Raw genomic sequence first — 20,832 nt, 5'->3', positions numbered from 1 at the left:
GCCCCGATCCTCGTCTCCTCGACGGGACCGGGGCCCTTTCTCCGCGTTGCGGACGCGCGACTACTCGCCGTGGTTCTCGCGCAGCTCGCGCCGGCTGACCGGCGTGCCGTCCGTGTGCACGGGGACCGGGGCGCCATCGTCGTGCGGCTCGCCCTTCCGCGCGCGACGGCGCTCCCGCGCCCCCTCGACGAGGTTGTACAGGGTCGGCAGCACGATGAGCGTCAGCACGGTCGAGGAGACGAGCCCGCCGATCACCACGATCGCCAGCGGCTGCGAGATGAAGCCGCCGTGCCCGGTGATCCCGAGCGCCATCGGGGTGAGGGCGAGGATGGTGGCGAGCGCGGTCATGAGGATCGGGCGCAGACGCTTCTCCCCTCCCGCCATCACCGCCTCCGCGGTCGACAGTCCCTTCTCCCGGTACTGGTTCACGAGGTCGACGAGCACGATCGCGTTCGTCACCACGATGCCGATGAGCATCAGCACGCCGATCAGCGATGCCACGCCGAGCGGTACGCCCGTGATGATCTGCAGCAGGATGGCGCCGGTCGCCGCGAACGGCACCGAGATCAGCAGCAGCAGCGGCTGACGCAGCGACTTGAACGTCGCCACCATCACCACGTACACGATGAGGATCGCGGCGAGCATCGCCAGGCCGAGCTGCGCGAACGAGTCGGCCTGCTGCGAGGCGACGCCGCCGACCTCGGCCGAGGCGCCGTCCGGCAGGTCCGCGGCGGCGAGCGCCTCGGTGACCGACTGGGTGGCGACCGCGAGGTTGTCCGATGCGGGCGGCACGGTGACGGTCGCGGTGCGCCGTCCCTGCTCGGTGGTGATCGAGGTCGGACCGTTGCGCTGCTCCACGGTCGCGATGTCCTCCAGCGGCACGATGCCCGCCGCGGTGGGGATCGCGAGCTGCTGGAGGGCGTCGACGGTCGTCGGCGGCTCCGGGTTGACGAGGTACACGGTCAGCGCGGTGTCGTCGATCTCGACCGAGCCGATCTGCTGGGGACGCATCGTGTTCGACACGATCGATCCGACGGCGACCTCGGACAGTCCGACCTGGGCGGCGGCCTGGCGATCCACGACCACGGCGATGTACGGCAGCGCCTCGGCGAGGTTGTCGGTCACCTGCCCGATGCCCTCGCGGCCGTCGAGCTCGTCCACCACGGCGGAGGTGGCGGTGGCGAGGTCGTCGCCGCTCGCGGCCGACACGGTGATCTCGATGTCGCTGGAGCCGAAGCCGGCGGATGCCGCGACGGCGACCTCGCCGACCTCGTCGCCGAGGCCGTCGATCGCGTCCTGCACCTCGGCGCGCAGCTTCTCCTGGTCGGCGTCGCCGTCGGTGAGCACGGAGTACGTGATGCCCGCACCGCCGGAGAACGCGTCGCGCAGCGCGGAACCGCTCGACCCGATGGAGGCCTGCACGTGCTCGATGCCGTCGATGTCGAGGAGGGCCTCCTCGACGGGGACGGCGGCGTCGGACTTCGCCTGCAGGCTCGCGGTCGGCCCGAGGTCCTGCGTCACGGTCATGGTGTTCTGACCGGAGTCGCTGAGGAAGTTCACCTTCATCAGCGGGGCGGCGGCGAGGGTCCCGGCGAGGACCACCACCGCGAGCGCGACCGTGATGCCCGAGTGCTTCAGCGTCCAGCCGAGGATGGGCCGGTAGCCGCGCTGCAGCCGCGTCGGCGGGGCGGCCGGGTCCTCCGGGTCGATCGCGTTCCCCTGGTCGTCGAGGAGCGGCTTGCCGGGCTTGAGGAACCAGTACGCGAGCACCGGGACGATCGTCAGAGCCACGAAGAGCGACGCGACCATGGCGATCGTGACGGTCATCGCGAACGGACGGAACAGCTCGCCCACCATGTCGCCCACGAACACGATCGGCAGGAACACCGCCACCGTCGTGATGGTCGAGGCGGTGATGGCGGCGGCGACCTCGCGCACGGCGAGACGGATCGCATCGCCCTTGTCCGCGTCGCCCACGTAGTGGCGCTTGATGTTCTCGATCACCACGATGGAGTCGTCGACCACGCGGCCGATCGCGATCGTGAGCGCCCCGAGGGTCAGCACGTTGAGGGAGTAGCCGAACGCCTGCAGCCCGATGAAGGTGATGAGGACCGAGGTCGGGATCGAGATCGCGGTGACCAGGGTCGAGCGCACCGACATCAGGAACACGAGGATCACGAGCACGGCCATCACGAGACCGAGCAGACCCTCCGTGGCGAGGGTGTCGATGGACTGCACGATGAACGGCGCCTGGTCGAACACGACCGTGAACTCCGCGTCCGGAAGCGCCTCCCCGATCTCGTCGAGGGCCGCGATGACCCCCTGCGACACCTCGACCGTGTTGGCGGCGGGGAGCTTCGTGATGGAGATCGACAGGGCGTCCTCGCCGTCGACGCGGGAGATCGAGGTCACCGGGTCGGACACCTGCTCCACCGTCGCGACGTCGCCGATGGTGACCGCGGTGCCGACGAGCGGCAGGGCGGCGATCTCGTCGACCGAGGTGATCTTCGCTCCGGTCTGCACCGTGAGGGTCTCGTCGTCCTCGGTGATCTCGCCGCCGGGGAACAGGGTGCCGTTCTGCTGGAGTGCCGTGCTGATCGCCTCGCTGCTCTGTCCGGCGGCGGCGAGCTTCGCGAGGTCGGGGGTGATGGTGATGCGCTGTCCGACGCCGCCGACGATCTCGGCCGCGTTCACCCCGTCGACGTCCTCGAGGTCGGGGATCGCGACGCTCTCGAGCTGCGCCTGGGCGTTGTCCGCGTCGTCGAAGCCGGTGACCGCCACCTGGATCACCGGGAAGTCGTCGATCGAGACCGAGAGCACCTGCGGCGTGACGTCCTCCGGCAGCTGCGAGGAGATGCGGTTGATCGCCTGCTGGATCTTCTGCTCCGCGGTCGCGAGGTTCGTGCCGTACGAGAACATCGCCTGCACGATGGACGCATTGGTCGTGCTCGTCGCGGTGGTCGACTCCAGGTCGGGAACCCCCTGGATGGCCGACTCGATCGGCGTCGAGACGTCGTTCTCGACCACCTCGGGCGAGGCGCCGGGGTACGTGGTCATGACCACGAGTGCCGGCAGCTCGAGCGACGGGATGAGCTCCTGCTTGAGGTTGGTCAGCGCGAGCCCGCCGAACACCGCGGCGACGATCGTCACGAGCGCGATGAGGGCGCGGTTCTTCAGGCTGAGGATGGCGAGTTTCGACAAGGCGGGGTCCTCGGTGTCAGGGGATGGCGGTCGCTGCGGATGGGAGGGAGAGAGGTTCTCCGAGGATCCGCGCCAGTGCGGATTCGAGGAAGGACTGTTCGAGATCGACGTCGCGGATCTGCGTGCTCCACATGACGCCGTCGATGAAGATCATCGCCGCTCGGGCCCGGTCGGCGCCATAGGTCGGCTCCAGGAGGTCGACGAGGCGGTCGGACAGGTGGCGCGCGAGCTCGCGCAGACGCGGATCGTGGACGGCTGCCGTGACCACCGCTCTGTCCGCCTGCACCGCGTGTCCGTCGTGGATGCTGTCGTGGACGAGCGCGGCGATGACGTCGGCCCCGGCTCCGCGTTCGGCGAGGGTCTGCCGCACCCCGTCGAGCCGGCATTCGATCTCGTCCGCGAGGGCCAGGAAGGCGGCGCCGCGCAGGTCGTCGAGGGTGTCGAAGTACTGGGTGGTCGCCCCGAGCGGCACTCCGGCGCGGGCGGCGACCATGCGGTGCGTGATGGCGTCGGCCCCGACCTCGACGATGAGCTCGGCGGTCGCGGTGACGATCTCCCGACGGCGCGCTTCGGGATCACGCCGCCGACGCGCGCTCTCCGCCATCGCTCACCCCCTGGACATCCGTACATGTACGTTTGTACATTCCCTCCGGTGTGAACTCCCTGAGAGCCCCGCGCCTCTCCTCCTCCCCCGCGCTGCAGGATCAGAAACGTACCTGGTAGACGCGGTTCGGGTGCCCTATTGCACTCCCCTGCCGGTGGGTCAGGCGGCGGAGGAGGAGGGGGTGGAGGAGGGGGTCTGGCCGCGCTCGAAGTAGGCGACGAGCTCGGGGTCGAGCGGAGGGACGGAGATCGCGGAGCCGTCGCCCCGGAGGGACGCGGTCGCGAGGATCCCGGCGGCCACGGCCTCCCGCGCCGCGACGGGAGAGGTCGCCGTGAGACCACCGTGCCGCACGAACCGGAGGAACTCGGCCACGAGCAGCGCGTCGGCACCGTCGTGTCCGGCGTCGGGCACCTCGGGCACGATGAACACCTCGTCCGCGTCGGCCGCCCCGGCATGCCGACGGTTCCACAGCCTCACCTCGCTGCCGGCCACGTCGCCAAAGTTCTCGATGCGCCCCTCGGTGCCGATCACGGTGTAGTTCCGCCAGTAGTCCGGGGTGAAGTGGCACTGCTGGTAGGACGCGAAGATCCCGCCCTCCAGCCTCAGGTTCACCATCGAGATGTCCTCGACGTCGACGACGGGGTGGAGTCCCGTGAGCGCGGTCGGCGGCCAGTTGTCCATGCTGAACCAGTCGGGCATCCGCTCCCCCGTGCGGTCCCGCCGGTCGGTGATGTCGCCATAGACGCTCAGGCCGCCCATCGCCGCCACCTGCTCGGTGTACGCGCCGGCCAGCCAGTGGATGATGTCGAGGTCGTGCGCTCCCTTCTGCAGGAGGAGTCCGGTGGTGCGGCTCCGGTCGGCGTGCCAGTCCTTGAAGTAGAAGTCGCCGCCGTGCCCCACGAAGTGCCGCACCCACACGGCCTTCACCTGCCCGATGCGCCCGTCATGGATGAGCCCGCGCATGAGGGTGATCACGGGCATGTGCCGCATGTTGTGACCGATGTAGAGCCGGGTGCCGGTGCGTCGCGCGGTCTCCAGCATGCGGTCGGCGTCGGCGAGATCGATCGCGAGGGGCTTCTCGCAGAAGACGGGCACCCCGGCTTCCAGCGCCCGGATGGTCAGGGCGGCGTGCGTGTCGTCCGGGGTCAGCACCATGACCGCGTCGACGCCGGATGCGAGCAGCTCGTCGAGGGAGTCGGTGATGAGCGCGTCGGGGACGAGCGCCCTGGCGTCCTCGCGGGCGCGCGGGGCGAGGTCACAGACGGCGGTGATGCGGGAGCCGTGCCCCGGCCGGTGCACCTCCTCCTGGAGGGTGGAGCGCGCGCCGAAGCCGATGATGCCGATGTGGAGGTCCAACAGAAGTCCTTCGTGACAGAGGGGGAGAGAAAGGGGGCGGCTCAGCGGCCGCGGGCTGCCGGGGCGTCGAGGTCGGTCGAGCCGCCGGGGACGAGGGCCCAGGGGAACTCGTGCAGCGCCCCGGGCGAGGGCTCGCCCTCGAGCGCCTTCTCGACGATGATCCGCGCCTGACGCTCGTAGAAGTCCGTGGGGCCGACGGTGGTGAGGGTGGGCGCGATGAGCCGTGCGTCCGGCGTGTTCCCGACACCGATCACCGCGACGTCGTGCGGCACGCGGAGCCCGAGCATGTGCGCGGCGTTGATCGCGGCGATCGCGGCGAAGTCGGTCGTCGCGTACACGGCGTCCGGGCGGTTCTCCTGCGACAGCAGCTCGATCGCGGCGGTGAAGGCGCTGGCCTGGGTCTCCGCGTAGGTCACGGTCCACGCCGGATCCGGGGAGATGCCGGCCGCCGCGAGCTTCTCGACGTACGGCGTGTAGCGCGTGACCTGGGTTCCCGCGAGGCGGACGGCACCCTCCGCGGCGATGCAGCCGATGGCCGTGTGCCGCTCCAGCAGGTGATCCATCGCGAGTTCGCACCCCGGGATCGCGTCCGAGCGGATGACGTCGAAGCCGTCCGGCTCCAGATGCTCCGAGAACACCACGAGCCGCTGGCCGCGCTTGACGAGGTCGCCCAGCCGTCGGGCGTCCTCCTCGTCCAGGCCGACGCCGTCGAGATACGCCACGTCGCTCTCGACACGGTCGAGGGCCGCGTGCCAGTCGCCGTCGGCGAGGATCAGCGTCGTCAGCCCGTGCCGGTTCGCCTCGGCGTTCACGGCGTCGGCCACCGCCAGCGACCACGGATCGCTCAGCATGTGCAGGGAGAGCTGCACCATGCCGCTGCGACCCGTGCGGATCGCCCTCGCGGCCGTGTTCGGCCGGTAGTTGAGCTCGTCCGCCGCCGCGAGCACCCGCGCCGCGGTGGCCTCGGCCACGCCCGCCCCGCTGGCCCCTGCTCGCCCGGAGAACACGTACGAGACGGTCGCGGTCGACACTCCGGCACGTTCGGCCACCATCCGCAGGGTCGGGCGGCGGCTCGGGGCGTGCTCACGCTGTGCCATGTCTCAGCCCTTCGTCCCGCTGAACGCGATGCCCTGGATGAACTGCCGCTGCAGGATCATGAACGTCACCAGCATGGGCAGGGTCGCCAGCAGGGCACCCGCCATGAGCACCGGGTAGTCGGTGCCGTGGATGCCGACGAGCTGCGAGAGTCCGACCGACAGCGGCATCTTCGCCGGATCGGTCGTCACGATCAGCGGCCACAGCAGATCGTTCCAGGACCACAGCACAGTGAACACCACAAGTGCGATGATGCCAGGCTTCGCGAGCGGAACCATGATCCGCCAGAAGGTCTGCCACGGATTCGCCCCGTCGATGCGCGCCGCCTCCTCCAGCTCGGCCGGCATCGAGAGGAAGAACTGCCGCATCAGGAAGGTCCCGAAGGCGCTGAAGATGCCGGGCACGATGAGCGCCTGCAGCGTGTTCAGCCAGCCGAGCGCCTGGATGATCTCGTACTGCGGCAGCAGGTAGAGCTGCGAGGGCACCATGAGCACCGAGAGGAACACGACGAACAGGGCGTTCCGGCCCGGGAAGGCGATGCGCGCGAACGCGTAGCCCGCCATGGTGCACAGGGCGACCTGCCCGACCGTGCGGCCGACCGTGAGGAGCACGGAGTTCAGGAACATCTGCCCGAACGGCATCGAGTCGAAGACCTCGGCGAAGTTGGTGAACACCCACTCGCGCGGAAGGAACGACGGCGGCACCTGCACCGAGTCGGACAGCGTCTTGAACGAGGTCAGCAGCTGCCAGACGAACGGGAACACCATGAGCGCGGCGCCGACGATGAGCACGACGTGGACGATCCACAGCCCGCGGTTCCGTGGGGTGCCCGCCCTCCGCGATCGTGCGGGGGCGGCACCGACGACCGCGCGGGTGTCGAGGGAGACGTCACTCATAGTGCACCCACTTCTTCTGCAGCCGGAACTGCACGATCGTCAGCACGAGGATGATCAGCAGCAGGAGGAAGGCGACGGCGGCGGCGTAGCCGCGGTCGTTGTCGAGGAAGCCCGCCTCGTAGAACAGGTAGACGACCGTCCGGGTGTTCGGCATCGCGGGGTTGCTGCGCCCGAGCATCATGTAGATGAGATCGAACACCTGCAGCGCCCCGATCACGCTGATGACGCTGACGAAGAAGATCGAGGGCGACAGCAGCGGGATCGTGATCGAGAAGAACTTGCGTACGGGGCCCGCCCCGTCGAGGTCGGCCGCCTCCATGATCGTGTCGGGGATGCCCTGGAGCCCGGCGAGGAAGATGACGATGTTGGTCCCGAGGCCCGCCCAGATGCCGACGACGGCGATCGCGACCAGCGCGGTGTTCGGATCGGTCAGCCAGCTCCGCCCCTCGATGCCGACCGCGCCGAGGGCCGCGTTCAGCACGCCGTAGTCGCCGTTGTAGATCATGCGCCACACGAGCGCGATCGCCGCGGGCATGGTGACGACGGGGATGAAGTAGAGCGTGCGATAGGCGCTGCGGCCCTTGAGACCGGTGGTGTTCAGCAGCGCGGCGATCCCGACCGCGAGTGGGATGCCGATGAGCGCGATCACCGTGTAGACCGCGGTGTTACGGAGGGCCCCGAGGAGCTCCGGATCCTGGAACAGCCGGACGTAGTTCTCGAACCCGATCCACTCCGCGCCGCCGAACGGCCCCGTCTTCGTGAAGGAGATGATGAGCGTGCGCACGGTCGGCCACAGGTAGAACACGGCGAGGCCCAGGGCGGTGGGCCCGAGGAACACCAGAGCCCACCACGGCGAGGCACCGGGCGTGCGGCGCCGCCGGCGGACCCCGGAGGGTGGGGCCTCCGGGGTCCGTCCGGCGGCGGGGGCGACCGCGCGAGGCGCGAGGACGGTCATCCGGTCACTCCTGCTCGGCGTCCAGCGCGGTCTGCATCTGCGCGGCGAGATCCTGCAGTCCGTCCTTCGGGGAGACCGCTCCGGACCACACCTGGGACAGCACCTCGCTCTCGATGCTCGTCCACGCGGAGGTGTTCTTCGACACGGGGTACGGGACGGCCGTCTCCAGCGCGTCGATGTAGACCTGCAGGTCGTACTGCGGGAGGGCGTCGACCCAGGCCTGCTGCGTGCCGTTGTACGCGGGGATCACGGTGCCGGTCTCGGCCTGGATCTTCGCGGCCTGCTCGCCGCTCGCGAAGGCGGCGAAGTCCTTGGCCTCCTCCACGTGCGCGCTCTTGGCGTTCGCGACGTTCCCGACGCCGTGGATCACGCTCTGGTTGCCCTCCGGACCCGCCGGCAGCGGCGCCACGTCGACGCTGCCCCCGATGTCCGCGTTGTCCGCGTAGGCGATGGCGGCCCAGGAGCCGTTCTGGAACATGGCGACCTTGCCGGACAGGAAGAAGTCCTCCGGGTTCGTGTCCGTCATCTGCTGCGCCGTGGGCGAGGAGCCGTCGGCGATGAGGTCGGTCCACAGCTCGATGCCCTCGAGAGCCTCGGGGGAGCCGTATCCGCTCTGGGTGCCGTCCGCGGAGATGACCTCGCCGCCGGCCTGCGCGATGGAGTTGTAGAAGTTCTCCTGGCCGTACTGGCTCGCGGCGACGCCGAACTGGCCCTTCGCCGGGTCGGTCAGCTTCGCGGCCGCGGAACGGAAGTCGTCCCAGGTCCAGCCCGCGCTCGGATACTCCACCCCCGCGGCGTCGAACAGCGCCTTGTTGTACCAGAGCGCGACGGTGTCGAAGTCCTTGGGGGCGCCGTAGAGCGCGTCGTCGTAGGTGTAGAGGTCGACGAGCCCCTGGGGGTAGTCGGCCGCGTCCACGTCGTCGAGCGGGGCGAGCTGTCCGTTCGAGGCGTAGAGCTGGAAGTTCGGGCCGTTCATCCAGAACACGTCGGCGGCCGAGCCGCCCGTCACCGCGGTCTGGAGCTTGGTGAAGTACTCCTTGTACGGCGTGACCTGGATCTCGATCGTGACGTTCGGGTGCTCCTCGGTGTACGCGGCGGCGATGTCCTCCATCGCGGGCTTCTGGTTCTCGTCCCAGATCGCGTAGCTGAGGGTGATGTCGCCGCCCGACGACTCCCCGGTCGCGGAGGAGGAGCAGGCGGAGAGCGCCAGGACGGCGGCCGCGGAGGCGGCGAGGGCGCCCAGGGCGCGGCGAGAGGTGCGGGGCATCGAGGTCTCCTTTGACGGGTGCACGAGAAGGCGGTGCGCGATGTTAACCGTTTAGCGTTAAACGATTAGCAGCGAGAGTAGCGCGCGCCGACGGCTCTCCGCAAGCGTCGGTTAGAGCGCAGCCCCCAGCGCGAGCCCCAGTCCCGCGGCGAGGAGACCGAGCACGAGCATGCCGACCGCGTCGAACACCGCGGCGCCGCGCTCGCCGTCCCGCCACAGTGCGACCACATCGAGCATCGCGGTGCTGAAGGTCGTATAGCCGCCGAGGAGGCCTGCGCCGAGCACGAACGCCGCCTCCGGCAGCGCCGTCGTCACGAGGCCCAGCGCGAAGGAGCCGGTGAGGTTGACGACGAGGATCCCCCACGGGAACCGTCGGCCGGCGAGCCGCGCGACGCCGAGGTCGACGAGGTACCGCAGGACGGCGCCGACGCCCCCGGCGAGCGCGGCCGCGAGGAACAGCAGTGGACTCACGACACGCCTCCCCGGCGCGGGCGCCCCAGCCGGAGCCCTGCCGCGGCCGCGAGAAGACCGAGGACGAGACTGCCCACGGCATACGCGGCGGCGAGGAGCGGAGCCGACCCCCACAGGGCCAACGTCCCGGTCATGAGGGCGCTATAGGTCGTGAAGCCGCCGAGGACGCCGGTGCCGAGCAGCAGCCGCAGCTCCGCCGAGGCCGGGAGCCGCGCCGCCACGACCCCGATGAGCAGGGCGCCCAGCACGTTGGCCAGCAGCACCGCGAGGGGGAAGTCGCCGGGATCGTCCACGAGGAGTCCGAGGCCCAGACGCGCCGCCGTCCCGAGCGTGCCGCCGAGCGCGACGAGCAGGACACGACGGAGACTCACGCTCGCCACTGTAGTCGCCGCATGACAGCGCGACCGTCGAATGTCAAGGCGTTGGGGTGGGGGCGGGGACAGGCGTTGACTGTCGGCATGAAGCCCCTCTGGAAGGTCGACCAGGACGCACCCCACGGCACTCCCTTCGATCCCGGCGCGCAGCACGACGTGCTGATCGTGGGGGCGGGGCTCACCGGCCTCTCGACCGCAGTGCTCCTGACCCGCGCCGGACTCGACGTCGTGGTCGTCGACGCGGGGGACGTGGCGGAGCTGTCGACGGGCGGCAACACGGGCAAGCTCTCGCTCCTCCAGGGGCAGCAGCTCGCCACCATCCGCAGGCACCATCCGGCGGCCCTCGTCCAGGCGTACGTCGACGCCAACCGGGCCGGCATGGAGTGGCTCACCGGCTTCGCCGACAGCGCGGGCCTGAGCTACACCGAGCGGACCGACCACACCTACGCCCAGGGTCCGGACGGGCTCGAGGCGGTCCGAGCCCAGCACTCCGCCGCACGGGAGGCGGGGCTTCCGACCCGGCTGCTCACCGCGGGCGAGCTGTCGACGCCGTTCCCCGTCGCGGGCGCGGTCGCCCTCGATTCGCAGGTGACGATAGACCCGGTCGCCGTCGCCGACGCGCTCGCGAAGGAGTTCCTCGCGGGAGGCGGCACGCTGCACACCGGCGTCCGCGTGACCGGCGCCCACGCCCTGCCGGAGCCACGGGTGGAGACGACGGCGGGCCCGATGTTCGCCGAGCACATCGTCCTCGCGACGGGGACCCCGATCCTCGACCGCGGCCTGTACTTCTCCAAGGTCGCCGGGATGCGGTCGTACTGCGTCTCGTTCCGGGTCTCCGGCGGCGTGCCGGAGGGGACGTTCATCTCCGCCGACGGCCCGACGCGGTCCATCCGGCCGGTGTCCGCCGCCGACGGCCCCGCCGACACCGCGCAGCTCGTCGTCGGCGGCAACGGGCATCCGGTCGGCCGCTCGGACGGCGAGACCGCGGCGATCGACGACCTCGTGGACTGGACCCGCCTGCACTTCCCGGATGCGGAGGAGACCCACCGCTGGTCCGCGCAGGACTACCAGTCGCACAACCTCATCCCCTTCGTCGGCGCCCTGCCGCGCGGCCTCGGGCGCATCCGCATCGCCACCGGGTATGCGAAGTGGGGGCTGTCGAACGCGCCCGCTGCGGCCCTGCGGCTCACGGAGGAGATCATCGGGACGAAGCGCCGCGAGCGCCCGTCCTGGATGCTGCGCCTCGGCACCCGGCTCACCGTCCCCGCCGATCTCGCACGGGGGGCCGTCGAGGGTGCGAAGGTGGCCGCCGCGGCCACGAAGGGCTGGGTCGAGGCCGAGACCACGCCGGTCCCCGTGCCGCAGCCCGCGGAGGGCGAGGGCGTCGTGGCGAACCGCGGCGGTCGCCCGGTCGCCATCTCCACGGTCGACGGCGTGACCAGGGCCGTCAGCGCCGTCTGCACGCACCTGGGCGGCGTCCTCGACTGGAACGACGCCGAGTGCACGTGGGACTGCCCGCTGCACGCGTCGCGGTTCGCCGCGGACGGCACGCGCATCGAAGGACCGGCGCTGAACGATCTCCCGGAGATGCCGCGGACGGTCGGGGGCTCCTGACTCAGGTCCGCGCCGGCGGCGTGTCCCAGCCCTGCTGCGGGGTGTCGCAGTCCTCGCGGAACACGTACTGCGACACGAGCTTGCGCTGGCTGCTGGACCAGTCGATCGCCGGGCGGCGCTGCTCGGGCGGCAGGTAGCCGAGCCGGTACACGGCCATGAGCTCGAGATCGTCGGGCACCCGCAGCAGCCGGACGATCTCGTCCCAGCGCCCCGGCACCTCCATCGGGAACGAGATGAACTGGATGCCCATGCCCAGCTCGACCGTGGTCAGCCAGACGTTCTCCATGGCCGCCCCCATGCTGAACACGGAGTAGAACGACGACAGCTGCCCGGGCCGGTACTCGCTCCGGTCGAGCATGACGCCCAGGAGCAGCGGCGATCCGGCGACGAGCTTGCGGTTCTCCGAGCCCAGCGTCTTCGGCACGCCGAACGTGTTCATGAGCGTCTGGCCGCGCTTCGTGAACACCTGGGACGTGAAGGGCCGAAGCGGCGCGGGGAGCTTGTCGAACAGCATGCCGCTGCGCTTCTCCTCCATCTCCTCCTGGCTGAAGCGGAAGTACGGCTTGTACCGCTCGAAGAACGTGCCGTTCGACATGGCCTCCGTCATGCTCTCGCCGGAGATGCGCGCGATCTCGTCGATCGTGTCCCTGTTCTCGATCACCACGAAGCGCCAGGGCTGGCTGTTGAGCTGCGAGGGCGCGCGCCCGGCCGCTTCCAGGAGGATGCGCTGGTGCTCCTCGGAGACCGGGTCGGGCAGGAACGCCCCGTTCGTGGTCTTGCGGCGGCGGATGGCGTCGAGCAGTTCCATGCGGTCACTTCCGGTCGGAGGGGAGGCGCGAGACCACGAGGCCCGCGAGGACGAAGGGCGCCGCCGTGAGGGCGACGAGCGGGTGCCGCCGAGTGTGCGTCCCGGCGTAGGGGATCGCGGCCAGGGGGACGGCGGCGGGGAGGAGAGCAAGGGCGGCGCGACGGGTGCGCGGCGTGCGGGTGGCGAGACCCGCGACGACGGCGAGTCCGGTCGTCGCGCAGGTCAGGATGTAGAGGGCGTGGTGCACCCAGCGGAAGCGGCGCGTGTCGATGAGCCGCGCCGCCACCGCGGCGCCGAGGGCGCAGTTGGCCGCATAGGCCGTCGCCGCCACCGCGAAGGCTCCGGACGCGGGGCGGTCGTCGCGCTCCCGTCGTGCCCGTCGCGCTTGCCCCGTCATGGCACGACCCTACGCCCTCCCCTCCTCCCCCGATCCACCCCCTTGCGTGCGAGCCCCCCCTTGAGTACGACCGCAGCGGGGTGGGTCGCACGCAAGGGGGCCGCTCGACGGATCAGAGGGAGGCTTCCGCGTAGATGCGGAGCGCGTCGCGGACGAACTCCGCGCCATGGGTGCCACCCGCGGACGTCGCGTAGTTCGCGCCGAAGCGCGGATCTGCGACGTACATCTCGCCGAGACCGATGACGTAGGCCTTGGCATCCGCGTCCGGTCCCTGCCGGAGCGCGGCGGCGGGAGTGCCCGGGATGCCCGTGAGCCAGGCCACGTGACGGCGCGCGAGCTCCTGCGCCTCGGCGGACGCGGGATCGATACCGCTCTCCGCCGCGGCGATCCAGTCGCGTCCGAGGTCGGACACGCGCTGCTGCCACTCGGCACGCTCGGCGTCGCTCATCCCGCGCCACCAGCGGTCGCTGTCGGCGTAGGCCTTCTTCCCCCAGCGGTCCTCGACCTCCTGCTTGTACTGCGTGTGGTCGAAGCCGTCGAACATGTTCTCTGCCATGAGGTTCTCACCTCCTCTCAATGCCGTGATGGTGGATTCGACCGACGCGATCTGCCGCGCCAGCCTGGTCTGCTCCTCGCGCAGCAGCGCGAGGTGTGTCTCGAGCGCCGACGCCTCCGCCGCCGAGCCCCCGCCCTGGGCCCCTGAGCCCCCGCCCTGGGTCCCTGAGCCTGTCGAAGGGCCCAGCACCTCCGCGATCTGCGGCAGTCCGAGCCCGAGCTCCCGCAGCAGGAGGATCCGCTGCAGCCGCACGAGCGCCGCCGCGTCGTAGTGCCGGTACCCGTTGGCCGCGATGCGCGACGGAGGCAGCAACCCGATGTCGTCGTAATGCCGCAGCGTGCGGCTCGTCGTCCCCGCCAGTCGTGCGATCTCCTGAATCGACCAGTCCTTCTCGCTCATCCCGCCCACCCTTCCGTGTCGTTCCCCTCCACCGTAGAAGTTGCCGTCACGTCAAGGTCAACCCCGTTCGAATCGCTTGATTGGCTCGATTTCCGGCCGATATGGGACCAATCAGGCGATTCGAAGGAAAGAGGGGTGACGGGATCGAGATATATCGTGTTATCGTGACGGCAACACGATATATCGTGAATCCCTCGACACAGGAGAAGCAGACATGACCGAGAAGTGGCTCATCGCCCCCGGCGAGGAACGCGTCATCGACATCGCCTCCGCGACCCGGCTCAAGGTGGGCCTCGTCGGCGGACAGGTCGACGTCATCGCCCACGACGAACCCGGCATCCGGATCGAGGTGCACGGCGTCACCACCAAGGACCTCCGGATCGAGTCCCGCGACGGCGAGGTCGAGATCGACCACCCGCAGCTCGGCTGGGACAACTTCCTCGAGGTGTTCCGGAACTTCGGCTCCGGCGGTCCGCGCGCCGAGGTGAGCGTGGCCGTCCCGCGCAGCATCGCCCTGACCCTCGGCGTCGTGAGCGCCGGCGCCCTCGTGTCGGGCATCCGCAACGACACCCGTCTCAACACCGTGTCCGGCGACATCATCGTCGACACCCTCATCGGCGACCTCAGCGTGAACTCGGTCTCCGGTGACGTGCAGATCCGCAACCTCACCGGCTCGCTCAGCGCCAACAGCGTCTCCGGCGACGTGGCCGTCACGGGCGCCATCCGCAAGGCCACGGTCGACATCGTCTCCGGCGCGACGCTGGTGGACGCGGCGGGCGACGTCAACACGATCACCGTGAACTCGGTCTCCGGCGGCACCACGGTGCGGCTCGACGAGTCCCTCGCGGCGAACTACGTCATCCGCTCGCTCAGCGGCCGCCTGCTCATCGACGGGGTCGAGCGCAGCTCGTCCGGACCGAGCACCTACAACGGCACCACCGGGGAGCTCGCGGGACGCTTCGTCGACCTCCGCGCCAACTCCGTCTCCGGAGGGGTCACGGTCCTCCGCCGCGCTCCGCAGACCATCGAGAACGATCCGGAGTGGGAAGCATGAGCCCCGCGGTCTTCTCCCACGGCGATCTGCGCCTGTACCTGCTGTCGCTGCTCGCGGAGTCCCCGCAGCACGGCTACGGCATCATCCAGTCCCTCACGGACCGGACGGGCGGCACGTACACGCCGAGCGCCGGCACCATCTACCCGCGCCTGGCGAAGCTCGAGGAGGAGGGGCAGGTCACCAAGACCGTCGACGGACGCACGACGATCTACGCGATCACCGAGGCCGGACGCGCCGAGCTGGCCTCGCGCCAGGGCGACCTCGCCGACATCGAGGCGGGCATCACCGACACCGTCCGTCTCATCGCGAACGAGGTGCGCCAGAGCGTGCAGGAGGCGATGAAGAGTCTTCGCGCCGACCTGGCGACGGCCACCAAGGACGACCGGGCGGCGGCGAAGAACAGGCCGCGCACCGCGGGCGACGATGCACGGCTGACCAGCCGCGAGGAGCTGCACCGCGCGGACGCCGTCGTGAACGCCTTCCGCGCCCGCATCCGCACCGACCTGCGCACCCATGTCGCCAAGGGCGGCGTCCTCCCGTCGTCGGTGGTCACCGACCTCGAGAACGCGCTGGACCAGGCCGCCCGGAGCGTGACGGTGGCGCTGAGTCAACCGGACTCCTGAGCCCCTGGCATGACCGCACGAGGCCCCGTCGACATCCGTCGGCGGGGCCTCGTCGTGTGCGGATCACTCCGGCCAGATCTCCTTCTGCTCGTCCGGTACGGACTCCCCCAGGGGGACGACGAGCACGGAGCGGTGCTGGCGATGGGCGAGGCGCGCGGCGACCGAGCCGGTGAAGAACTCCCGGATGGACTCGCCGATACCGCGCTTGCGGGTACCGACGACGATGAGCTGCGCGTCGAGCTTGTTCGCGAGCTGCTTGATCGCCAGCGCCGGGTCGCCGACGAGCTGACGTGCCGTCCAGGTGACCCCCTTGCCGTCGAGCATCGTGGCCGCAGCCGCCTCGACCGCCTCGAACTCGGCAGCCCCCGCGTCGAAGTTGATGTCGATGGGAGCGGAGTGCACGTAGCCGTCCGGATCCTCGTAGGTGACGAAGCGCGTGATGTCGACGTGGGCCACCACGAGCGGGGCGTTCAGCAGCCGGGCGAAGCGGACGGCCTCATCAAGAACGTGCGGGTCCTGGTCGAGCTGCATCCCGACGATCACGGCCTTCTGCAGAGCGGCGTTCTGCGTGGCCTCATCGGACGGAGTGGAGGTGCTGTCGGTCATGGAGATCGCTCCCTTCGCCGGCCTGGCCGCGGCCAGGGTCTGTTCCCCGCGTGCTATCCTGAATGCTACTCTTACCGGCCTCGAGCCGGTGTCGTGAATGACTCGGGCGCCTGTCTGCCCGCAGCTTAACTCGTGAGGGGGTCTCAGGCATGGGCCGTGGCCGTCAGAAGGCGAAGCACACAAAGATCGCCCGCGAACTCAAGGCGTACAGTCCGTCGGTGAACTACTCGGCGCTGGAGCGCGAGCTCGCGCACTCGAGCGACTCCGACGAAGACGCCTACGTCGACAAGTGGGCCGACGAGTACGCAGACGAAGACGAAGACGAACTAGAGAAGGCGTAGCCCCTCGGTTCGAAACACCCGCACGGCTCGTGCGGGTGTTTCGTCGTACCCGGGCGGCGATCCCCTCAGCGGGAGGGCCGCCGTGTCCCGCCGCGCACGACCGCGTCCCGACGCCGCCGATCGATGTCAGCGCTCCCTCTGAGGCATCCGAATTCGTCCCCGTCCCGCGATTCCGCGTCTTGTGAGCGCAAACATTTTCTGATTTGATGTGCATGTGATCGACGGCGCACCCTCCCCGCGTCCCCGCTTCGGGCGATCCGCAGGAACATGACCTCAAAGAGGAGAACAGCATGGCACCCACCTCACGCACCCCCCGCGTCGCCGCGGTCGTCGCCCTCGGCGCGGTGTCGGCGTTCGGACTCGCGGCCTGCGCGCCGGCCGCATCCGGGGGCGGCGACGCCGGCGGTGAGCCCGTCACCATCGAGTACATGCACCGCCTGCCCGACGGCGAGGGCATGACCACGGTCGCGGAGATCGTCGACCGCTGGAACGAGGAGCACCCCGACATCCAGGTCACGGCCACGAAGTTCGACGGTAAGGCCAGCGACATGATCCTCAAGCTCGAGACCGACATCAAGGCCGGGAACGGCCCGTGCCTCGCGCAGACCGGATACTCCGAGGTGCCGCAGCTCTATGTGAAGGGTCTGCTGGAGGACGTCGCCGCGGAGGCCGAGAAGTACGAGGACCACTACTCGGCCGGCGCGTTCAGCGGCATGCGGGTCGGCGACGCCATCGTCGGCCTCCCGCAGGACACCGGGCCCCTCGTCTACTTCTACAACACCGCGGAGTTCGAGGCGCTCGGCCTCGACGCCCCGGCCACGCTCGACGACCTGACCGCCGCCTCCGCCACGGCCGCCGCCGCCGGCAAGTTCGTCACCGCCTTCACTCCGGACGAGGCACAGAACTGGCTCTCCGGACAGGCCGCGGCCGCCGGCGACACCTGGTTCTCCACCGAGGGCGAGGAGTGGAAGGTGGACGCCGAGGGCGCCGGCTCCGAGCGCGTCGCCGCCTTCTGGCAGGGCCTGCTCGACGGCAAGCAGACGCTCGCGACCGAGCGCTGGGGCGAGGGCTTCACGGCGGCGCTGAACGACGGCAGCCTCATCGGCCACGTCGGCGCGGCCTGGGAGGCCGGCTTCCTCCTCGACTCGCTGGACGGCACCCCGGCCGAGGGGCAGTGGCGCGTCGCCCAGCTCCCGGACTTCGGCGCCGGGGCGATGAGCGGCCCCGACGGCGGCTCCGGCGTCTCGGTCATGAAGGGCTGCGAGAACCCCGAGGCCGCCATGGAGTTCAACGACTGGTTCAACACGCAGGTCGACGACCTCGCGTCGCAGGGTCTCGTCGTCGCCGCGAAGGGTGAGGTGGAGACCCCGGAGAAGATGCTGCGGCAGTTCGGGGGCCAGGATGTGCTCGCCGAGCTCGGCACCGCCACCGAGAACCTCAACCCCGACTTCCCCTACGCCCCCGGCTTCTCGACCCTGGCGAACATGAACGAGACGGCCGCCGCGGCCGCCGCCGGCACGGCCTCGGTCGCCGACATCTTCACGACGGCGCAGGACACGGCCGTCGCGTCGCTCAAGGACCTCGGCCTCCCGGTCGCGGAATGACCGGACCGGACGGCATCATCGGATGAACGACGGCGGAGTGCACGGGCGATCGCGCACTCCGCCGTCGTCGTGAGAGCGAGAGGCACATCATGGCCACAGTGACCGAGACGAGGGCAGCGGCGCCGCTCCCTCCCGCGCGCCGCCCCGTCGCCCCGTCGACCAGGCGATCGCGGATCCGACGGGAGGGGCTGACCGGGTGGCTGTTCATGGCGCCGTTCGCGCTGCTGTTCGCCGTCGTCTTCCTCATCCCGATCATCGTGTCGGTCCGGTCGTCGTTCTTCGCGCAGGTGCCCGCCGGCGGCGGCCTGTACGGCGGCGGCGAGCTCGTCGACACCTTCGTCGGCCTCGACAACTTCGCCGCGGCGGCGACCGACGGCGCGTTCTGGGCCGGCATGGGACGGGTCGTGCTCTACGCGGCGTTCCAGATCCCGGTGATGATCATCGCGGCCCTCGCCCTGGCCCTGCTGCTGGACTCGTTCATCGTGCGCCGCCCCGCCCTGTTCCGCCTCGCCTTCTTCCTCCCCTACGCGGTCCCCGGCATCATCGCGGCGATGATGTGGCTCTACCTCTACACGCCCGAGGTGTCGCCCTTCCTGCCGTATCTGCCCGAGGGGACCGACCTCATGTCGCCGCAGACGATCCTCTTCTCGATGGCGAACATGACGACGTGGACCTACACGGGCTACAACATGCTCATCTTCCTGAGCGCCCTGCAGGCCATCCCCCGCGACCTCTACGAGGCCGCCCGCCTGGACGGCGCGACCGGATTCCAGATCGCGACCCGCATCAAGGTGCCGCTCGTGCGCGGTGCCGCGCTGCTGGCCGTGCTGCTGTCGATCATCGGCACGATCCAGCTGTTCAACGAGCCGGTCATCCTGGAAGCCGCGAACTCCTGGATGGGCAAGGACTTCACGCCGATGATGCTCACCTACAACACGATGATGGGCGAGCTGTCGCCGTCGGGCAGCGGTCCGGCGTCGGCGTACTCGCTGCTCATGGCCGGCATCGCGGGTGTGCTCGCGATCGTGTACGCACTGCTCCAGCGGCGGAAGGGCGACGCATGACCACCACACGACTCGTCACCGTGGCTCCGCCGACGAAGCGGCGCTCCCGGAAGCCGCAGGCGGCGGACGCCCCTCCCCCGTCGATCGCCCCCGGCCCCGCCGCGCGCACGTTCGGCATCATCGCCCTCGTCGTCGCCACGCTGTACTTCCTCGTGCCGGTGTTCTGGCTCGTGGTCGCCTCGACGAAGAACAACACCGACCTCACGTCGACGTTCGGCTTCTGGTTCGCCGAGCCGAACCTCGCCACCAACTACGACAGCCTCATGGGCTGGACGCAGGGGCTGTTCTGGCGCTGGGTCGGCAACTCCCTGTTCTACTCGCTCAGCGCCGGGGTCATCGGCACGCTGTTCGCCGTGATGGCCGGCTATGCGATCGCCAAGTTCGCCTTCCCGGGGAAGAAGCTCGCGGTCGGCATCATCATGGCGGGGCTCCTGCTGCCCGTCGCCCTGCTCACGGTGCCGCTGTACATCGAGTTCCAGGCGCTCGGCCTCACGAACACGGTGTGGGCGATCATCATCCCTTCGGCGGTCTCGCCGTTCGGCGTCTTCCTCGGCATGGTCTACGCGCAGTCGTCGGTGCCGACGGAGCTGCTGGAAGCCGCCCGCATCGACGGCGCCGGTGAGGGCCGGATCTTCTTCACGATCGTGCTGCGGCTGCTCGGCCCCGCGATGGTGACGATCTTCCTGTTCATCTTCGTGGCCACGTGGAACAACTTCCTCCTCCCGCTCATGATGATCTCCAGCCCCGACCTCAAGCCGGTCACCCTCGGCCTCTACGGCATGATGAGCTACTTCTCCCCCGACAAGGGCGCCGTCATGCTCGGGGCGCTGCTCGGCGTGATCCCCCTCATCGCGCTGTTCTTCACGCTGCAGAAGTACTGGCGCTCGGGTCTCGCCGCCGGCGCCGTCAAGGGCTAGGCACCTCGACCGCGCACAGACCGGAGGCCGCCCGCGCGAGCCTCCGGTCGTGCGTCAGGAGCGGGCAGTCGAACACCGCGGCGAGCGCGACGTACGCGGCGTCGTAGGCGGTGAGGTTCGCCCGCAGCGCGAGGATCCGCGGCACCAGCGGGAGCGTCGGATGCAGGTCGACCGGGAGGCGGGCGAGGTCGCCGGCCGCGGATTCGAGCGCCGCGGCGTCGAGGACACCGCCGCGTTCGAGCCCCCGCAGAGCGCTGGCCACCTCCACCGGCAACAGCTCCGGGGCAAGCAGAAACTCGTCCTCCAGCCGCGACCCCAGGACACCGGTCGACGTTCCGGTGCAGACCAGGTCGACGACGATCGAGGCGTCGACGACGATCACCGCCCGGCGCGCCCCTCGTGCACGGCGGCGACGATGCTCTCCGGGGTGAGCGCGGTCATCTCCGGCTGCCGCGCTCGTCGGCTCAGGAACTCCGAAAGCGTCGGGCGCGAGGCGAGGCGAGTGAGCTCCGTCGACAGATACTGCTGAAGCGACTGTCCTCGCTCGCGCGCGCGTGCGGCGAGCACGGAATGCACGCCCGGATCGAGGTCGCGGATGAGGACGTTCGGCATGCTTACAGTATGCATGTA

At 70.1% G+C, this 20,832-nt stretch carries 22 protein-coding genes; 7 read left to right on the top strand and 15 right to left on the bottom strand.

The genetic code is table 11. From position 1 onward, the window contains the following. Positions 1-60: 60 nt before the first annotated feature. The 9 genes from IZR02_RS02180 to IZR02_RS02140 form a co-directional block, all read right to left on the bottom strand. On the bottom strand, positions 61-3,201 hold the full coding sequence (locus IZR02_RS02180) for an efflux RND transporter permease subunit (RefSeq protein ID WP_025104689.1): 3,141 nt from the start codon (positions 3,199-3,201) through the stop codon (positions 61-63). A 16-nt stretch (positions 3,202-3,217) separates the two neighbouring features. Next, on the bottom strand, positions 3,218-3,805 hold the full coding sequence (locus tag IZR02_RS02175; RefSeq protein ID WP_025104690.1) for a TetR/AcrR family transcriptional regulator: 588 nt from the start codon (positions 3,803-3,805) through the stop codon (positions 3,218-3,220). A 159-nt stretch (positions 3,806-3,964) separates the two neighbouring features. Beyond that, positions 3,965-5,161: a Gfo/Idh/MocA family protein gene (locus IZR02_RS02170; protein ID WP_197426443.1), complete on the bottom strand. Its 1,197-nt coding sequence runs from the start codon at positions 5,159-5,161 to the stop codon at positions 3,965-3,967. Positions 5,162-5,202: 41 nt separating this feature from the next. Next, positions 5,203-6,258: a LacI family DNA-binding transcriptional regulator gene (locus tag IZR02_RS02165; RefSeq protein WP_025104692.1), complete on the bottom strand. Its 1,056-nt coding sequence runs from the start codon at positions 6,256-6,258 to the stop codon at positions 5,203-5,205. A 3-nt stretch (positions 6,259-6,261) separates the two neighbouring features. Further along, entirely contained in the window at positions 6,262-7,152 is an 891-nt protein-coding gene (locus IZR02_RS02160; protein WP_025104693.1) for a carbohydrate ABC transporter permease, read from the bottom strand. Continuing rightward, on the bottom strand, positions 7,145-8,107 hold the full coding sequence (locus IZR02_RS02155) for a carbohydrate ABC transporter permease (RefSeq protein WP_025104694.1): 963 nt from the start codon (positions 8,105-8,107) through the stop codon (positions 7,145-7,147). The genes IZR02_RS02160 and IZR02_RS02155 overlap by 8 nt, the downstream gene beginning before the upstream one ends. A gap of 4 nt (positions 8,108-8,111) precedes the next feature. Beyond that, entirely contained in the window at positions 8,112-9,374 is a 1,263-nt protein-coding gene (locus tag IZR02_RS02150; protein WP_025104695.1) for an ABC transporter substrate-binding protein, read from the bottom strand. A gap of 111 nt (positions 9,375-9,485) precedes the next feature. After that, on the bottom strand, positions 9,486-9,845 hold the full coding sequence (locus IZR02_RS02145; RefSeq protein WP_025104696.1) for a fluoride efflux transporter FluC: 360 nt from the start codon (positions 9,843-9,845) through the stop codon (positions 9,486-9,488). Beyond that, a complete protein-coding gene (locus tag IZR02_RS02140; protein WP_231729394.1) occupies positions 9,842-10,216 on the bottom strand; it encodes a fluoride efflux transporter FluC in 375 nt (124 codons plus the stop codon). The genes IZR02_RS02145 and IZR02_RS02140 overlap by 4 nt, the downstream gene beginning before the upstream one ends. 87 nt (positions 10,217-10,303) lie before the next feature. Here IZR02_RS02140 and IZR02_RS02135 point away from each other — a divergent pair, with 87 nt between their 5' ends. After that, complete coding sequence (locus IZR02_RS02135) at positions 10,304-11,833, top strand: FAD-dependent oxidoreductase (protein ID WP_025104698.1); 1,530 nt, start codon at positions 10,304-10,306, stop codon at positions 11,831-11,833. A 1-nt stretch (position 11,834) separates the two neighbouring features. Here the strand turns inward: IZR02_RS02135 and IZR02_RS02130 are convergent, their stop codons facing one another. The 3 genes from IZR02_RS02130 to IZR02_RS02120 all read right to left on the bottom strand — a co-directional run bounded on the left by IZR02_RS02130 (position 11,835) and on the right by IZR02_RS02120 (position 13,993). Then, positions 11,835-12,641 (bottom strand): nitroreductase family protein, encoded by an 807-nt coding sequence (locus IZR02_RS02130; RefSeq protein WP_025104699.1) that lies wholly within the window; start codon positions 12,639-12,641, stop codon positions 11,835-11,837. 4 nt (positions 12,642-12,645) lie between these two features. After that, complete coding sequence (locus IZR02_RS02125) at positions 12,646-13,038, bottom strand: hypothetical protein (protein ID WP_025104700.1); 393 nt, start codon at positions 13,036-13,038, stop codon at positions 12,646-12,648. A gap of 112 nt (positions 13,039-13,150) precedes the next feature. After that, the gene (locus tag IZR02_RS02120) at positions 13,151-13,993 is read right to left on the bottom strand and encodes a MerR family transcriptional regulator (RefSeq protein ID WP_025104701.1); all 843 of its coding nucleotides are present in this window, start codon (positions 13,991-13,993) and stop codon (positions 13,151-13,153) included. Between the two features lie 214 nt (positions 13,994-14,207). Between IZR02_RS02120 and IZR02_RS02115 the strand changes: the two genes are divergently transcribed. Together IZR02_RS02115 and IZR02_RS02110 are read left to right on the top strand one after the other, a co-directional pair. Then, complete coding sequence (locus tag IZR02_RS02115) at positions 14,208-15,047, top strand: DUF4097 family beta strand repeat-containing protein (protein ID WP_025104702.1); 840 nt, start codon at positions 14,208-14,210, stop codon at positions 15,045-15,047. Continuing rightward, positions 15,044-15,670, top strand: coding sequence for a PadR family transcriptional regulator (locus IZR02_RS02110; protein WP_025104703.1), 627 nt, complete (start codon positions 15,044-15,046; stop codon positions 15,668-15,670). Before IZR02_RS02115 ends, IZR02_RS02110 begins: the two co-directional genes overlap by 4 nt. Positions 15,671-15,733: 63 nt before the next feature. Here IZR02_RS02110 and IZR02_RS02105 read toward each other — a convergent pair whose 3' ends face one another. Then, on the bottom strand, positions 15,734-16,276 hold the full coding sequence (locus IZR02_RS02105) for a universal stress protein (protein ID WP_025104704.1): 543 nt from the start codon (positions 16,274-16,276) through the stop codon (positions 15,734-15,736). 149 nt (positions 16,277-16,425) lie between these two features. Between IZR02_RS02105 and IZR02_RS02100 the strand changes: the two genes are divergently transcribed. The 4 genes from IZR02_RS02100 to IZR02_RS02085 all read left to right on the top strand — a co-directional run bounded on the left by IZR02_RS02100 (position 16,426) and on the right by IZR02_RS02085 (position 20,202). Then, positions 16,426-16,617 (top strand): DUF3073 domain-containing protein, encoded by a 192-nt coding sequence (locus tag IZR02_RS02100; RefSeq protein ID WP_025104705.1) that lies wholly within the window; start codon positions 16,426-16,428, stop codon positions 16,615-16,617. 290 nt (positions 16,618-16,907) lie between these two features. Further along, positions 16,908-18,221 carry an ABC transporter substrate-binding protein gene (locus tag IZR02_RS02095; protein ID WP_062766151.1) on the top strand — a complete coding sequence of 438 codons (1,314 nt, stop codon included), beginning with the start codon at positions 16,908-16,910 and terminating at the stop codon, positions 18,219-18,221. An 89-nt stretch (positions 18,222-18,310) separates the two neighbouring features. Next, positions 18,311-19,285 carry a carbohydrate ABC transporter permease gene (locus IZR02_RS02090; RefSeq protein WP_025104707.1) on the top strand — a complete coding sequence of 325 codons (975 nt, stop codon included), beginning with the start codon at positions 18,311-18,313 and terminating at the stop codon, positions 19,283-19,285. Continuing rightward, entirely contained in the window at positions 19,282-20,202 is a 921-nt protein-coding gene (locus IZR02_RS02085; RefSeq protein WP_062766148.1) for a carbohydrate ABC transporter permease, read from the top strand. The genes IZR02_RS02090 and IZR02_RS02085 overlap by 4 nt, the downstream gene beginning before the upstream one ends. Here the strand turns inward: IZR02_RS02085 and IZR02_RS02080 are convergent. Together IZR02_RS02080 and IZR02_RS02075 are read right to left on the bottom strand one after the other, a co-directional pair. Further along, the gene (locus IZR02_RS02080; RefSeq protein ID WP_025104708.1) at positions 20,192-20,584 is read right to left on the bottom strand and encodes a type II toxin-antitoxin system VapC family toxin; all 393 of its coding nucleotides are present in this window, start codon (positions 20,582-20,584) and stop codon (positions 20,192-20,194) included. The two genes, IZR02_RS02085 and IZR02_RS02080, sit on opposite strands and share 11 nt — an antisense overlap. Then, positions 20,581-20,814 carry a FitA-like ribbon-helix-helix domain-containing protein gene (locus IZR02_RS02075; protein ID WP_025104709.1) on the bottom strand — a complete coding sequence of 78 codons (234 nt, stop codon included), beginning with the start codon at positions 20,812-20,814 and terminating at the stop codon, positions 20,581-20,583. The genes IZR02_RS02080 and IZR02_RS02075 overlap by 4 nt, the downstream gene beginning before the upstream one ends. Positions 20,815-20,832: the final 18 nt, after the last annotated feature.

This window comes from Microbacterium paraoxydans, from assembly GCF_019056515.1.
Taxonomy (GTDB): domain Bacteria; phylum Actinomycetota; class Actinomycetes; order Actinomycetales; family Microbacteriaceae; genus Microbacterium.
The sequence above is the reverse complement of the archived record's forward strand: the minus strand, read 5'-3'. Positions and strand labels throughout refer to the sequence as shown.